This window comes from Apilactobacillus apinorum (assembly GCF_001281175.1).
Classification (GTDB): domain Bacteria; phylum Bacillota; class Bacilli; order Lactobacillales; family Lactobacillaceae; genus Apilactobacillus; species Apilactobacillus apinorum.
This window is the reverse complement of sequence record NZ_KQ440396.1, coordinates 691,592-707,555: the sequence shown is the minus strand read 5'-3', so window position 1 is coordinate 707,555 and position 15,964 is coordinate 691,592. Positions and strand designations below refer to the sequence as shown.

Sequence of the window (15,964 nt, the reverse complement as noted above, 5' to 3'; positions counted from 1 at the left end):
TTTGAATTTTATTTTAGAATCGATAAATCAATTGTTAGAAATGTCTATTTTTGACAATTAAAATAAAGAATATGCCAAAAGTATGCAAATTTTTTTCATTCAACTACAATATATATATGGAAATTGATTCTCAAATAGCGTACAATTAAAAAATAATGAGAAAATGATGATAAGAAGAGGAGTGTTATAATGGCTGATTTAGTAAGATTATTCAATCGCTTTCAACCGGATCACTACGATATCTTTTTAGATGTTAGTCGTAGCGAAAAGAAATTTAGTGGTAAAACTACCATTTATGGAACTGCAAGTGAAAAATCAATCGGGATTCATGAAAAAGACTTTGATGTTACTGCGGTAACAGTTGATGGAACTCCTGTTAAATTTGATGTAGATAACGCTAACGAAGTTATCAATGTTGAATTAGATCACACCGGAGAAGTTGCTGTTTCAATCGAATACTCAGCAAAACTAACTGATACTATGATGGGAATTTACCCTTCATACTACCAAGTTGACGGTGAACAAAAACAATTAGTTGGAACTCAATTTGAAACTAACTTTGCACGTCAAGCTTTCCCATGTATTGATGAACCAGAAGCTAAAGCTAAGTTCAATTTAGCATTAAAATTTGATGAACAACCAGGTGAAACAGCCATTGCTAACATGCCTGAAACTAAGGTAGAAGATGGTGTTCACTACTTTGATGAAACTGTTAAGATGTCAACTTACCTAGTTGCTTTCGCCTTTGGTGATATGCAAAGCAAGATGACTGAAACTAAGAGCGGAGTAAAAGTTGGTGTCTTCGGTACTAAAGCACATGCTGCTAAAGAATTAGATTTTGCTTTAGATATTGCTAAACGTTCAATTGAATTCTTTGAAGATTTCTACCAAACTCCATACCCACTTCCACATTCATGGCAATTAGCCTTACCTGACTTTTCTGCCGGTGCGATGGAAAACTGGGGGCTAGTTACTTACCGTGAAGCATACCTATTAGTTGACCCTGACAATACTTCATTTGAAGTTAAACAAAGAGTCGCAACTGTAATTGCTCACGAACTAGCTCACCAATGGTTCGGTGATTTAGTAACCATGAGATGGTGGGATGACCTATGGTTGAACGAAAGTTTTGCCAACATGATGGAATATGTTGCTATCGACGCAATTGAACCTTCATGGAACATTTGGGAAGTATTCCAAACTACCGATGTTCCTGCAGCATTAAAACGTGATGCAGTTGACGGTGTTCAATCAGTTCACGTTCAAGTTAACCATCCAGCCGAAATTGATGCATTATTTGATGGTGCCATCGTTTACGCAAAGGGTGCCAGAATGTTAGTAATGGTTCGTGCCTTAATCGGTGACGATGCATTACGTGAAGGTCTAAAGAACTACTTCGAAGATCACAAGTACAACAATGCTAAGGGTAGTGACCTATGGGATGCTTTAGGTAAAGCTTCTAACATTGATTTAGGTAAGATTATGGAATCATGGCTAGAACAACCAGGTTACCCTGTGGTAAGTGCCTTCGTTGAAGATGGTCACTTGAAACTATCACAAACTCAATTCTTTACGGGTGCAGGTAAGGATGAAGGACGTCGTTGGCAAATTCCTTTAAACGCTAACTACGATCAAGCTCCTGAAATCTTCAGTGAAGAATCAATTGATTTAGGTGATTACGAAGAACTACGTAGTTCAAATGGCAAACCATTCAGAATTAACGTAGGTAACAATTCTCACTTTATCGTTAAATACGATGAAACATTACAAAATGACATCTTATCTGATGTTGATCAATTAGATGCAACTGCTAAGATGCAATTACTACAAGACTTCCGTTTACTATCAGAAGCTAAGCAAGTTTCTTACGCTGAAGTAGTGCCAGTCTTAAAACAATTTGCTGACAGTAAATCAAACGTGGTTAACGATGCTGTTTACACTATCGTTGCTGCATTGAAGAAATTCGTAGAACCAGGTAGTCAAGATTCAGATAACTTGAAGAAATTTGTTCGTCAACTAAGTGATGCTCAATTAAATCGTTTAGGTCTAGTTAGTGTTGACGGTGAAGACAACAATGACAAGTTAAGTCGTCCATACATCTTAGGGGCAGCTTTATATGCTGATAACCCAGACTTCCAAGAAGCAGCTCATGCGATTTACTTGGATCACCAAGACAACTTAATCTCACTACCAGCTGATACTCGTGTTTACATCCTATCTAATGAAATGAAGAACTATGCTAATGCTGAATCATTTGATGCATTAATCGAAGAATACAAGCAAAGCACAGATCCTAGTTTTAAATCAGATATTTGTGCCGCTGTAACTTCATCTAAGGACGCTAAGCTAGTTGGTAAACTAGTTGCTAACTTTGAAGATAGTTCAGTAGTTAAACCACAAGATTTACGTGCATGGTTCGCTGGAGTATTAAGAAACCCAGCCGGACAACAATTTGCATGGGACTGGATTAGAGATGAATGGCAATGGTTAGAAGATACTGTTGGTGGTGACATGGAATTCGCTACTTTCATTACTGTAATTTCTAACATTTTCCATACTCAAGAACGTTTAGATGAATTCAAAGCATTCTTTGAACCAAAACTAGACACTCCAGGATTAACTAGAGAAATTAAGATGGATACTAGCGCAATTGAAAGTACTGTTGCATTAGTTGAAACACAAAAAGATGCTGTTCGTTCAGCAATTAAATAGTTAAAAAGAAGACCACCCGATTTTCGGGTGGTCTTTTTTACATTCCATAACAAAAACGTAATAATTTGTAACGTTAAACGCCCTGAAATCATAGTAGAATTATATGTATTAAGATTTTTAATGGGGTGCAAATTGACAATATGATAAAACAAGTAAGAAATGCGATGATGGTATTAATCGCTGTAGTAACATTTAGTTCATCCGTAGCTTCAGTTAGTGCAAGTGCGGATTATAATAGTCAAATGGCTAAATATAATAAACATAGTAGTGCAACCTATGTTATGAACATGGATACTAACCAAGTTTATTATCAAAAAAACGCCGATACTAAGCGTGCCGTTGCTTCCACTGCGAAGTTAATGACATTATATTTAGCGGTGCAAAAAGCGCAAAATACTAATGGTTGGAATCAAAAGGTTAAAATCTCAAAGAGTTTGGCTAAAATGAGTCGTAATAAATCATTAGGTAGTTACGTATTAAAAGCTAACCACAGCTATACAGTTAGAAACTTATATCGAGCAACCTTAATTGCTTCTTCTAATAGTGCGGCGATTGCGCTAGGTCAATGGGTAGCCGGTACTAACAATAACTTTATTCGATTAATGAACCAACAAGCACAAGCATTTGGAATTGGATCTGAATCTCGTTTTGTATCAGCATCTGGTTTGGAAAATTACGACTTATATCCATATTACATTCGTTATGGTGGTCGTTACGATTACAACCGTGTGTCTGCTAAAGCACTAGCAGTGATTGCTTCACAACTATTAAAACTATACCCAGCAATTGTGAACGATGCTAAATACTACCGTTACTACCAAAGTGGTCAAACTATGCATAACACTAACGAGTTGTTACAAGGTGGTTTGAGATACGTTCCTTCTATTTTTGTCGATGGATTGAAGACAGGATACACACCATTAGCTGGTAACTGTCTAGTAAGTACTAGTCAACTTCCTGGTAAGAATCGTGTGATTATCGTAACTTTAAATGATCGCTATGAAGCATACGATCAATCTAGAATGTACAAATTAATTTACCAAACATTCCCTGAATTTAAATAATTAAGAAAAAAGACCAATCATTAGAAAATTGGTCTTTTTTTGTACCCTAATCGTTATTTTTACGAACTATATGTAATTTAAATATAATATTGTTCGTATTTAGTGTTGACGAAAGCAAAATCTGTTGTTATTATAAATTTAACGATTAAGAGGGGAGTTTAGATAAATGGATGTAGCAGTTGTAATGGGATCTATCTCTGATTACCCTAAAATACAGGGTACATTGGATATTTTGGATGAGCTAAATATCAGTTATGATAAGCAAGTTATCTCAGCTCATCGCATGCCCAGCGAATTACAAGCATTTGGTCTTTCTGCAAAACACGAACATTATCGTGTGATTATTGCAGCGGCAGGTGGTGCAGCTCATTTGCCAGGTATGTTAGCGGCAAATACGACACTACCGGTAATTGGAATCCCAATTAAGACCAGCACATTAAATGGAATGGATTCACTACTATCAATTGTCCAAATGCCTGCTGGAGTACCAGTAGCGACAGTCGCAATTGGTGATGCCGGTGCCAAAAATGCAGCATTATTAGCGGCACAAATCCTAGCGTTGAATGATGACGAAATTGCGAACAATCTTGATGATTTCCGTGAAAAACAAACTAAGGGGGCAATCGAGAGCAATGAGCAATTATAATCAACCAATTTTACCCCCAGCGACCATTGGAATTTTAGGTGGAGGCCAACTAGGTCAGATGATGGCATTAGTGGCCAAAGAGATGGGGTATAAGGTTGGCGTATTAGACCCAACAAAAGATGCACCCGCTGCTCAAGTTGCTGATTTTCAAATTGTTGCTGATTATGATGATTTAGATGCAATGAAAGAATTAGCACAAAAATCCGATGTAATAACTTACGAGTTTGAAAATGTTGATCAAGATGCCATGCAGCAAGTTAACGACCTGACCTACATACCACAACCCATAAGCGAATTAACGATTACTAGTAATCGTATTACAGAAAAAAGTTTCTTAAAAAAAATTGGTGCACCAGTAACTGAATTTGTCGAAGTTAATAGTCAATCTGATTTGATGAATGCCTATCGCGCTATCGGGACTCCAGCGATTTTAAAGACTGCGGAAGGCGGATACGATGGCCATGGTCAGTTTGATATTAATAGCGAAGCTGATATGAATTCGGCTGCTAACCAGTTAAATTCAGTTCAATGGATATATGAAAAGAAACAATCTTTTGTAAAAGAAGTTTCTATCATGGTTGGACGAGATATCACTGGTAAGGTGACTGTTTTTCCACTAAGTGAAAATATCCATAAAGATCATATTTTACACACTAGTATTATTCCAGCCAGAACAGATGAATCTGTTCATACAAATGCGAAAGATATCGCTACTAAAATTGCACAAGAATTAGATTTAATGGGCGTTTTAGGAATTGAATTTTTCCAAATGGAAGATGGAAAGTTACTAGTAAATGAATTAGCACCAAGACCACATAACTCTGGCCACTATTCAATTGAGGCCTGCAGTATTTCGCAATTTAAAGCACACATATTAAGTATTTGTAATTTAAAGCTACCAGAAGTATCACTAATTAATTCTGCTGTCATGGTGAATTTATTGGGGGATGACTTAACCACGGGTAGACAAGAACTATTCAATCACCCTAATTGGAATTTCCATGATTATGGTAAGGCAGCCATTAAACCACAAAGAAAGATGGGCCATATTACAGTCGTGGGTTCAGACATAGATCAATTATTAGACGAAGTAAATTTATTTAAATGAGGAGAATTAAGATGACTACATTAGTTACATCAGGTAAAACTAAAGAACTTTACACAACTGAAAACGATGGGGTGTTGCGTGCACATTATACTGACCACACTACAGCAGGGGACGGTTTGCGTAATGAATTAATCGATAACAAAGGTGCAGTAAACAACCAAATTTCTAGTTTGATTTTCGCTTACCTAAACCAAAACGGTGTTGCTACGCACTTTATCGAACAAGTAAGTGAAACAGATCAATTAAATAAAAAAGTAGAAATGATTCCGCTAGAAGTTGTCGTAAGAAACTTTGCTGCTGGTCATTTCCAAAAAAGATTCGGCACTGATTATCTTCAAACATTGAAACAACCAGTTGTCGAATTTTTTTATAAAGAAAATGACTTACATGATCCAATCGTTACTAAATCAGATGTAGTTGGTTTAGATTTACTATCAGCTGAAAAATTAGAACAACTAGAAGCTGCCGGTTTAAAAGTTAACCAAGTTTTGACCGACCTATTTAACAAGATGAACGTTACCTTAGTCGATTTCAAACTAGAATTCGGTATAAATGCTGAAGGTGAAATCATCTTAGCTGATGAAATTTCTCCAGATTCATGCCGTCTGTTAGATAAAGACACTAACGAATCATTAGATAAAGATGTATTTAGAAAACAAACTGGTGACTTGATGCCAGGTTATCTTGAAATTCTACACCGTCTTCAAAAGGCCATTTAGGGAGGATATTTAAAATGTTTGAAGTTAAAATTTATGTTCATCACAAAGCCTCAATTTTAGATCCACAAGGTGAAGCAGTCTTAAACGCACTTCACCGCCTAAGTTACTCACAAGTGTCATCAATTACTCAAGGTAAATACTTTGAAGCTAATATTGAAGCCGACTCTAAAGAAGCAGCTAAAGAAGTCGTTGAATCAATTTGCAAAGACTTATTAGTTAACCACAACATGGAAGCATTTGAATACGAATTAAAGGACGTGGCGAAATGAAATTTGCAGTAATTAGTTTTCCAGGATCTAACTGTGATATGGATATGTATTATGCCATTCGTGATTCACTTGGCGAAGATGTGGATTTAGTACCTTCAGACTCCACTAATTTAGATGGTTATGATGGTGTCATGATTCCCGGTGGTTTCTCATACGGCGACTACTTAAGAAGTGGTGCGGTAGCTCGTTTTGCACCAGTAATGGAATCAGTTAAACAAATGGCTGAAGATGGCAAACCAGTTTTAGGTGTTTGTAACGGATTTCAAATTTTAACTGAAGCAAACCTATTACCCGGTTCACTTCAACATAATACTAGTATGGAATTCATCTCTGATTGGTCAAAGTTGAGAGTCCAAAACAATGACACTATGTTTAGTGATGGCTACGATGAAGGTGAAGTCATCGATATTCCAATCGCTCACGGTGAAGGTAACTACTACTGTGACGACGAAACATTAGCCCAATTAAAAGCCAACAATCAGATTGTATTCACCTATGAAGATAACCCTAATGGTAGTTGCGACAACATCGCCGGTGTTGTGAATGAACAAGGAAACGTTTTAGGGATGATGCCACATCCAGAACGTGCAGTCGAAAGTATTCTGGGTGGTACTGACGGATTAAAACTATTTAAGTCACTATTAAACCACGTTAGGAGTTAAAACAATGCAAAAGCCAAAGACAATTACCCCTGAAGATATTAAAGAAGAACGTATTTACGCTCAATGGGGATTAACTGACGATGAATACGAATATATTTGTAATGGAATTTTACATCGTTTACCTAACTACACTGAAACAGGATTGTATTCAGGCATGTGGAGTGAACACTGTTCTTACAAAAATTCCAAACCAGTCCTTCGTAAATTCTGGTCTGATGGATCACGTGTTATCCAAGGACCTGGTGAAGGTGCCGGAGTTTTAGATATTGGTGATGGTCAAGCGGTGGTTTTCAAAGCCGAAAGTCATAACCATCCCAGTTATGTTGAACCATATGAAGGTGCTGCTACCGGTGTCGGCGGAATCATCAGAGACATCTTCTCAATGGGTGCCAAACCAGTGGCTTCGCTAGATAGTCTTAGATTCGGTGAATTAACTAACCCTAAGAACCTTTTTCTATTAGATAAAGTCGTTGCTGGAATTGCTGGATACGGTAACTGTATCGGGGTGCCAACAGTTGGTGGTGAAATTAGTTTTGATCCTTGTTACGACGGAAATCCACTAGTTAACGTAATGTGTGTGGGTCTAATGGACCAAGCTGATATTGAAGCTGGTCGTGCCTCTGGTGTCGGCAATGCAATCATCTATGTCGGTGCTAAGACTGGTCGTGATGGTATCAACGGTGCCACTTTCGCTTCTAGCCAATTTAATAGTGAAGAAGAATCAGACCGTTCAGCTGTTCAAGTTGGTGATCCGTTCATGGAAAAACTCCTTGTTGATGCATGTGTAGAAGTTACTCACCAACATAAAGATGCGTTAGTTGGAATCCAAGATATGGGTGCTGCTGGATTAGTTTCATCATCAGCTGAAATGGCTGATAAGGCCAACAGTGGTGTTGATTTAAACCTTGATTTAGTTCCACAAAGGGAAATCGGCATGACTCCGTACGAAATCATGCTTTCAGAATCACAAGAAAGAATGTTGCTATGTGTGAAGGCTGGTCACGAAGAAGAAATTTTAGAAGTGTTTAAAAAACATCATCTAGACGCAGTCGTTATCGGTCATGTTAATGGTGATAACCAATACCGTTTATTCCACAATGGCGAAACTGTCTGTGATATTCCAACTTCTAGTTTGGTAAACGATGTACCTGAATACACTCATGAAGTGATTCAACCAGAACGTCTAAAGAACGTTGCGGAAGCTAACATTCCTCAAATCGATGACTTAAATGACATGGTCAAAACCATCATTGCTAAACCAACGATTGCTTCAAAAGAATCAGTTTACCGTCAATACGATTGCCGTGTACAAGCAAATACGGTTGTCCAACCCGGTAGTGATTCAGGAGTAATTCGTGTCCGCGGCACTAACAAGTCACTTGCAATGACAACAGATGCCAACGGTCGCTATATTTACCTAGACCCTAAATTAGGTGGTCAAATCGCCGTTGCTGAAGCAGCTAGAAACATTGTAGCAAGTGGTGCCACTCCAATTGGGATTACCGATTGTTTGAACTTTGGAAACCCAGACGATGCAGATAGTTACTACGAAATGGATCAATCTGTTGAAGGAATTTCTAAAGCCTGTGAAAAATTTGATACCCCGGTTATCGCAGGAAACGTCTCTTTATACAATGAAACAGACAACGAAGCAATTTACCCAACTCCTTTGATTGGCATGGTGGGATTGATTGAAGACAATCAATTTATTACCAAGTCAGATATCAAAGGATCAGGTGAATTGGTCTATGTCATTGGGGAGACTAACAATGATTTCGCTGGTTCAGAAATTCAAAAATATCTAGAAGAAACTATCTATGGCCAAATTCATTTCGATTTAGAAACTGAATACGCTAATCAACAATTAATTTTAAAACTAATCCACGCACACTTAGTTGAATCAGTTCATGATGTTAGCGAAGGTGGATTAATCACTGCGATACTAGAATCACTATTCGACCAAAACTTAGGATTAAGTGGTCAATTGGATTTAGATGCAGCTCAATTATTCTCAGAAACACAATCAAGATATGTGGTTTCAATTAGTCCTGCTGACCAAGATGCCTTTGAAGAAATGGCTGGTCAATCAGCCCATTTAATTGGTCGTACTAATGACAGTCATCAAATTGATTTAGCCTTAAATGACGGCAATTACGTTGATGATGTAGCCACTTTGAAATCAATTTGGAAGGACGGTTTATCATGCCAAATGAAGTTAAAAGCTTAAACGATGAATGTGGTGTCTTTGGTGTTTGGGGCGTTCAAGGTCCAGCCGCTAAAGTAGTCTACAGTGGACTACATGCACTACAACATCGTGGCCAAGAAGGAGCGGGAATTTTAGCGATTGATGCGAATCAACGTTTGAATCGTTTCCGTGGCCAAGGCCTATTAGGAGCGATTTTTGATGATCCACATTCTTTTGATAGATTACATGGTAAAGCTGGTTTAGGCCACATCAGATACGCTACTGCTGGTAGTCATACCATCAACAACGTACAACCGTTTATGTTTGAAAACACTGAAACTCACTTTGCGCTATCACATAATGGAAACTTAACTAATGCTGATACGCTAAGAAAAATGCTATTGAAGACTGGAACTATTTTTCAATCAGATTCAGATAGTGAAATTTTTGGTGACTTAATTGAAATTAGTAATAAAGAAAATTTTGTCGACAGAATTAAAGAGGCTGCTAACCAAATGCACGGTGGTTTCGCTTATGTATTGTTAAGTCCAACTGCAATGTATGCAGTCTGTGATCCGAACGGATTGAGACCACTAGTGGTTGGTCAACGTGAAGACGGTGCGGTAGTAATTTGTAGTGAAACTTGCGCACTAGATCAAGTTGGTGCTAAATACATTCGAGATGTTCAACCTGGTGAAGTAGTCATTGTTGATGATACCGGAATTAAAATTGATCACTTCACTGAAGATACTGAGTTAACAATTTGCTCAATGGAATACGTTTACTTCGCCCGTCCTGATTCAGTCATTCATGGGGTATCAGTTCATGAAGCTCGCAAGAGAATGGGGGCATTAGTTGCTAGAGAACATCCAGTTAACGCTGACGTTGTTATTGGAGTTCCTAATTCCTCTCTATCTGCTGCAATGGGTTATGCGATTGAAAGTGGCATTCCATATGAAATGGGAATGATTAAAAACCAATACGTAGCGAGAACATTTATTGAACCTACCCAAGAACGTCGTGAACGCGGTGTTTCAATGAAACTTTCCGTGGTTAAATCAGTAATCGCTGGTAAAGACGTTGTCTTAGTTGATGATTCAATTGTGCGTGGAACTACCAGCAAGTTTATCGTTAAAATGCTTAAAGATGCTGGTGCCAAATCAGTCCACGTCAGAATTGCTTCACCTGATTTGAAATATCCTTGTTTCTACGGAATTGATATTCAAAAGCCAAGTGAATTAATTGGGGCTAATTATTCAGTCGATGAAATTAGAGACATTATTGGTGCGGATACTTTGAAATACTTAAGTGTTGACTGCTTAATTGAAGCCATCGATTTGAAGTGTGATAACCAATACCGCGGTCTATGTACAGCGTACTTCGATGGTAAATATCCAACTTCTTTGTATGATTACCAAGAAACTTATGACCGAGAAGCAAAGAGATTACATCTTTATGAGGAGGAAAAAGTGAATGACTGATCAATATAAACAAGCAGGTGTCGACGTTGAAAGCGGTGAAAAAGCAGTAACTGCGATTAAAGGAATGGTCGCATCCACATATGATCAAAGCGTCGTCGATGATATTGGTGGATTTGGGGCAATGTATTCTCTTCAATCTCACTTTGCCAAGTATGATAATCCGGTGCTAGTTTCTGGTACTGATGGTGTCGGAACTAAATTGATGCTAGCAATTCAAGTTAATCGTCATGACACAATCGGGGCCGATTTAGTTGCGATGTGTGCCAATGATATTTTGGCGCAAGGTGCGAAGCCATTATTTTTCTTAGATTACATTGGTATCGGTAAATTGCTTCCTGAAGAAGTTAAAGAAATCGTTTCAGGAGTTGTGATGGGATGTAAGCAAGCAGGTCTTTCACTAATTGGTGGTGAAATGGCGGAAATGCCAGGTATCTATAAGACTGGCGACTATGATTTAAGTGGTTTTGCTGTTGGTATCGCAGATAAGAAACGCCTTTTAAAAGCTGAAAATGTACGCGAAGGCGACATCTTAATTGGTTTAAAATCTTCTGGAATTCATTCCAATGGTTTTTCATTAGTTCGTAAAATTATTGATGATGCGAAGTTAGACTTAAACAAACAATATGACGGTTTCAATCAACCATTAATTGATGAACTATTAACGCCAACTCATCTTTACTACCATTACATTAAGGGCATTGTCGAATCTGGTGCATTGCACGCAATTGCTAACATTACCGGTGGTGGAATTGCTGATAATTTATCTAGAGTGATTCCAGATGATTTAACAGCCATGATTTCCAGACATACATGGGAAGTACCAACTATTTTCAAAAAACTACAAGAGTGGGGGCATCTAGATCAATCTGATATGGACTTGGTATTTAACCAAGGGATTGGAATGATTCTAGTTGTACCACAAGAATACGAACAAGCAGTTACTGATTACTTATCCGAGGCCGGACAAGAATATTTTGAAATTGGTGAGGTGGTAAAACGTGACAAACAAGCAGTCCAACTTAAATAAAGTTCCAGTTGCGATATTTGCTTCGGGGAATGGAACTAATTTTGAAGCGATTGCTGAAGCCGATTTGCCAATCGATATTAAGTTATTGGTTTGTGATCATCATGATGCATATGTGGTAGAGAGAGCTAAAAAGTTTAACGTTGATGTCTTTATTGCCGAGGTCACCAAGGGTGAAAACCGTGTTCAACGCGAGGGGAAAATCTTGCAGGCACTTCATGATGCTGGCGTTAAAGTGATTTTTCTGGCTGGATATATGCGAATTATCGGTGAAACCTTGCTGAATGAATATCCACAAAAAATTGTGAATATTCATCCAGCATTACTACCAAGTTTTCCAGGAAAACAAGGTATCTTGGACGCCTATAACGCTGGAGTTAGTGAAACTGGGGTAACGATTCATTTCATTAATGCAGAAATTGACTCTGGCCAAATTATTGCCCAAGAAGTAGTTCCTCGTAAAGAAGGTGATACGTTAGATGATTTAGAGAGTCGGATTCATGCAGTAGAACATCAATTGTATCCACGTACAATTTTGAATTTAATTGAAAAGGGAGAAATTTAAAGTGAAAAAGTTAGCATTGTTAAGTGTCTCAGATAAAAATGGAATTGTAGAATTTGCCAATCAATTGGTAGAACGAGATTTTGAAATTATTTCAACCGGTGGAACTTTAAAAACACTTTTAGACAATGGTGTTGCCGCTACGGCTGTTGAAGAAATCACTAACTTCAATGAAATGTTAGACGGTCGTGTAAAGACATTACACCCTCGCATCCATGCTGGAATCCTAGCGCGTCGTGATAATCCAGAACACATGGAACAATTAAAAGAACAATCGATTGGTTTAATTGACTTAGTCTGTGTCAATTTATATCCATTTAAAGAAACCATTGAAAAACCAGACGTTACATATGCCGATGCAATTGAAAATATTGATATCGGAGGTCCTTCAATGCTAAGAGCAGCTGCTAAAAACAGCCAAGATGTCATCGTTATTACTGATGTAAATGACTACGCTGACTACATTAAAAGATACGATGAAGGCAACATTGATTTAGCATACCGTAGCTGTCTAGCTGCTAAGGTATTCAGACATACTGCTGCTTATGATGCATTGATTGCAAATTACTTAACTAAGGAAGAATTCCCAGATAAGTTAACTGTTACTTATGAAAAAGTAGAAGATATGCGTTATGGTGAAAACAGTCACCAACAAGCTGCTTACTACAAGGAACCAATTCCTGAAACATACTCATTAGCAAATGCTAAACAACTTCACGGAAAGAAACTTTCATACAACAATGTTCGTGATGCAGATGCCGCACTAAGAATTGTGGCTGAATTCCCAGATCAAGCAACAGTAGTTGCATTGAAGCATATGAATCCATGTGGAATTGGAAGTGCGGATGATTTATTAACTGCTTGGAATTTAGCATACGAATCAGATTCTACTTCAATCTTCGGTGGAATTATCGCATTAAACCGTGAAGTTGATTTAGCTACTGCTGAAAAGATGCACGCTATCTTCTTGGAAATCGTAATTGCACCATCATTTACTGATGAAGCTTACGATGTGTTAGCTAAGAAGAAAAATATTCGTTTACTGACAGTCGACTTTGCAAAGATTAACCAAACTAAACCGGACATGGTTTCTGTATTAGGCGGGATGTTAGTTCAAGAACGTGACTTAATGCATGAAAATGAATCAGAATACAAAGTTGTTTCTAAGAAACAACCAACTGAACAACAAATGAAGGCATTAGCATTCGCGCAAAACTCAGTTAAGCATGTTAAGAGTAATGCGATTGTTGTTACTACTGATAACCAAACGCTAGGAATTGGTTCAGGTCAACCAAACCGTATTGATTCTACTAAGATTGCAATCAAGAAGGCCGAAGTTAAACCTAACTATGCAAACGCAGTATTAGGTTCAGATGCGTACTTCCCAATGGATGATTGTGTTGAATATGCTGCTAAACATGGTATTACAGCAATCGTTGAACCGGGTGGTAGTATTCGTGATCAAGATTCAATTGATAAAGCAGATGAATTAGGAATTGCGTTGGTATTTAGTGGCAATCGTCACTTCAAGCACTAAAATAGGAGTGGAATAAATGGAAAATTGGTTGTTAATTGGATCTGGTGGTCGCGAATATGCGATGGCAAAGCAGCTAACAAAGAATGATAATCGTCATGTGTATGTCGCACCTGGAAATCCGATGATGAATATTTTAAAAAACGTTGAAACTTTAGATATTGATGAGTGTGATTTTGATGCCCTAATCGAATTTACACAACAAAATCAAATTGATTGGACATTAGTAGGACCAGAAAAGCCACTTAGTGAAGGTGTTGTTGATCGTTTTCAAGCGGCGGGATTAAATATTTTTGGTCCCAAACAAGCTGCAGCCCAACTAGAAAGTTCCAAGGAATTTGCGAAAGATGTAATGACATCTGCTGGAGTGGCTACCGCTCAATATGCTACCTTTGATAATCAAAGACAAGCATTGAAATATTTAGAGACAACTAGTTTTCCAGTTGTGATTAAGTTAAACGGATTAGCTTCCGGTAAGGGAGTCTTTATCGCTGAAACTAAATCTGACGCTCAAGCAATCGTTAATGATGTTTATCAAAACGAAGCTAATCAAGAAATTTTAATGGAAGATTACTTAGTCGGCCAAGAATTTTCGATGATTGTAATGGTTAATGATTTAGATGTTGTTACCATGCCACTAGCGCAAGATCACAAGCGTATTTATGATGGTGACAAAGGGTTGAATACCGGTGGAATGGGTGCTTATAGTCCATTGCCTCAATTCGGTGATGATGTTGTCGAAGCTGGGTTAGTGAAGGTGATTAGACCAGTCTTAGATGAAATGCACAAACGTGACATTTTATTCCAAGGATTTCTATACGCCGGATTAATTATGACTGACGATGGCATCAAAGTAATTGAGTTTAATGTTCGAATGGGTGACCCAGAAACTCAAGTTATCCTTCCTCAATTACAAGATGATTTTGGTGAAGTTATTAAGCAATTAATGAATCATCAACAACCAACAGTTCACTGGAGTACTGACCGTTATTATTTAGGAAATGTGTTAGCAGCGAAGGGATATCCACAACAACACTTAGATGCATTAACGTTGCCAGAATTCACTCAATCAGGTATTGATGTTGATTATGCTGGAGTGAAAGAACAAGACGAAAAGCTAGTTAGTTCTGGTGGTCGTATCATGATGGTGATTTCATCAGATGAAGACTTAAAGCAAGCTCAAACTAGGGTTAACCAAGTGATTCAAGATACAGTTGATGCTAACCTTTATTCATATAGAACTGATATTGGCTCAAAGGCATTTCAATAGTTAAAAAGCAGATCGTAATGATCTGCTTTTTATTTATCGCAAATAATTTTTGTATCTGGTCGCTAATAAGTATAAAATCAAGATATATAAACATTTAGGAGTGACAATATGGAAAATTACGCCCAACAATATGCTGATATTAAAAAAGCGATGCGCAAAGATGAAGCTGCTTTTAATAAGATTGACCGTCGCTTAACTCAAAAAATTAATAATGAAGATTTTAAAGTGATTGATACTGATCAAGCACTACAAGAAAACTATACTTTTGGTAAACGTTTAGCTGATAAAGTGGCTAAAGTCGGTGGTTCATGGGGATTTGTAATCTCATTTATCGTCTTCTTAGTCGTTTGGATGTTCATTAACGTAATGCAATTATTCGGCTGGCACTTCGATCCATATCCATTTATTTTATTAAACTTAGCACTATCATGTATCTCTGCAATCCAAGCACCTATTATCATGATGAGTCAAAACCGTGCTGGTGAAAAGGACGATTTAAACCGTCGTAACGACTACCACGTTAACCTTCGTTCTGAAGAAGAATTGAAATTGTTGCATGCTAAAGTTGATTTACAAACTAAATATAACAAACATCAAAGCCAATTGAACCAACTTCAAATGGAAATGTTAATCCGCATTGAAAATGCGCAAAGAGAAAAAGAAATCGAAAAATCAATTCATGTTGATCAAAATGATGAATACTAAAAAAGAGTGCTATTTAATAGGAT

14 protein-coding genes are annotated in these 15,964 nt (G+C 37.6%); all 14 read left to right on the top strand.

Annotated features, from left to right (window positions below; genetic code table 11):
• The first annotated feature begins 189 nt into the window (after nt 1-189).
• Entirely contained in the window at nt 190-2,712 is a 2,523-nt protein-coding gene (locus tag RZ74_RS06300) for a M1 family metallopeptidase (RefSeq protein ID WP_053950554.1), read from the top strand.
• Between the two features lie 140 nt (nt 2,713-2,852).
• Nucleotides 2,853-3,776 (top strand): D-alanyl-D-alanine carboxypeptidase family protein, encoded by a 924-nt coding sequence (locus RZ74_RS06295; protein ID WP_053950553.1) that lies wholly within the window; start codon nt 2,853-2,855, stop codon nt 3,774-3,776.
• A 166-nt stretch (nt 3,777-3,942) separates the two neighbouring features.
• Complete coding sequence (gene purE / locus RZ74_RS06290; protein ID WP_053950552.1) at nt 3,943-4,422, top strand: 5-(carboxyamino)imidazole ribonucleotide mutase; 480 nt, start codon at nt 3,943-3,945, stop codon at nt 4,420-4,422.
• Nucleotides 4,409-5,530, top strand: coding sequence for a 5-(carboxyamino)imidazole ribonucleotide synthase (gene purK / locus RZ74_RS06285; protein ID WP_053950551.1), 1,122 nt, complete (start codon nt 4,409-4,411; stop codon nt 5,528-5,530). Before purE ends, purK begins: the two co-directional genes overlap by 14 nt.
• A gap of 11 nt (nt 5,531-5,541) precedes the next feature.
• Complete coding sequence (gene purC / locus RZ74_RS06280) at nt 5,542-6,249, top strand: phosphoribosylaminoimidazolesuccinocarboxamide synthase (RefSeq protein WP_330376144.1); 708 nt, start codon at nt 5,542-5,544, stop codon at nt 6,247-6,249.
• Between the two features lie 14 nt (nt 6,250-6,263).
• The gene (gene purS, locus RZ74_RS06275) at nt 6,264-6,518 is read left to right on the top strand and encodes a phosphoribosylformylglycinamidine synthase subunit PurS (RefSeq protein ID WP_053950549.1); all 255 of its coding nucleotides are present in this window, start codon (nt 6,264-6,266) and stop codon (nt 6,516-6,518) included.
• Nucleotides 6,515-7,180 carry a phosphoribosylformylglycinamidine synthase subunit PurQ gene (gene purQ, locus RZ74_RS06270; protein ID WP_053950548.1) on the top strand — a complete coding sequence of 222 codons (666 nt, stop codon included), beginning with the start codon at nt 6,515-6,517 and terminating at the stop codon, nt 7,178-7,180. Before purS ends, purQ begins: the two co-directional genes overlap by 4 nt.
• 4 nt (nt 7,181-7,184) lie before the next feature.
• Nucleotides 7,185-9,407, top strand: coding sequence for a phosphoribosylformylglycinamidine synthase subunit PurL (gene purL / locus RZ74_RS06265; protein WP_053950547.1), 2,223 nt, complete (start codon nt 7,185-7,187; stop codon nt 9,405-9,407).
• A complete protein-coding gene (gene purF, locus RZ74_RS06260) occupies nt 9,383-10,846 on the top strand; it encodes an amidophosphoribosyltransferase (RefSeq protein ID WP_053950546.1) in 1,464 nt (487 codons plus the stop codon). The genes purL and purF overlap by 25 nt, the downstream gene beginning before the upstream one ends.
• Nucleotides 10,839-11,873, top strand: a complete 1,035-nt coding sequence (purM, locus tag RZ74_RS06255; protein WP_053950545.1) for a phosphoribosylformylglycinamidine cyclo-ligase — start codon at nt 10,839-10,841, stop codon at nt 11,871-11,873. Before purF ends, purM begins: the two co-directional genes overlap by 8 nt.
• On the top strand, nt 11,845-12,435 hold the full coding sequence (purN, locus tag RZ74_RS06250; protein WP_053950544.1) for a phosphoribosylglycinamide formyltransferase: 591 nt from the start codon (nt 11,845-11,847) through the stop codon (nt 12,433-12,435). The genes purM and purN overlap by 29 nt, the downstream gene beginning before the upstream one ends.
• Before the next feature lies 1 nt (nt 12,436).
• On the top strand, nt 12,437-13,969 hold the full coding sequence (gene purH, locus RZ74_RS06245) for a bifunctional phosphoribosylaminoimidazolecarboxamide formyltransferase/IMP cyclohydrolase (RefSeq protein ID WP_053950543.1): 1,533 nt from the start codon (nt 12,437-12,439) through the stop codon (nt 13,967-13,969).
• A gap of 16 nt (nt 13,970-13,985) precedes the next feature.
• Nucleotides 13,986-15,236 (top strand): phosphoribosylamine--glycine ligase, encoded by a 1,251-nt coding sequence (gene purD, locus RZ74_RS06240; RefSeq protein WP_053950542.1) that lies wholly within the window; start codon nt 13,986-13,988, stop codon nt 15,234-15,236.
• Between the two features lie 108 nt (nt 15,237-15,344).
• The gene (locus tag RZ74_RS06235) at nt 15,345-15,941 is read left to right on the top strand and encodes a DUF1003 domain-containing protein (protein ID WP_053950541.1); all 597 of its coding nucleotides are present in this window, start codon (nt 15,345-15,347) and stop codon (nt 15,939-15,941) included.
• The last annotated feature ends 23 nt before the right edge of the window (nt 15,942-15,964 follow it).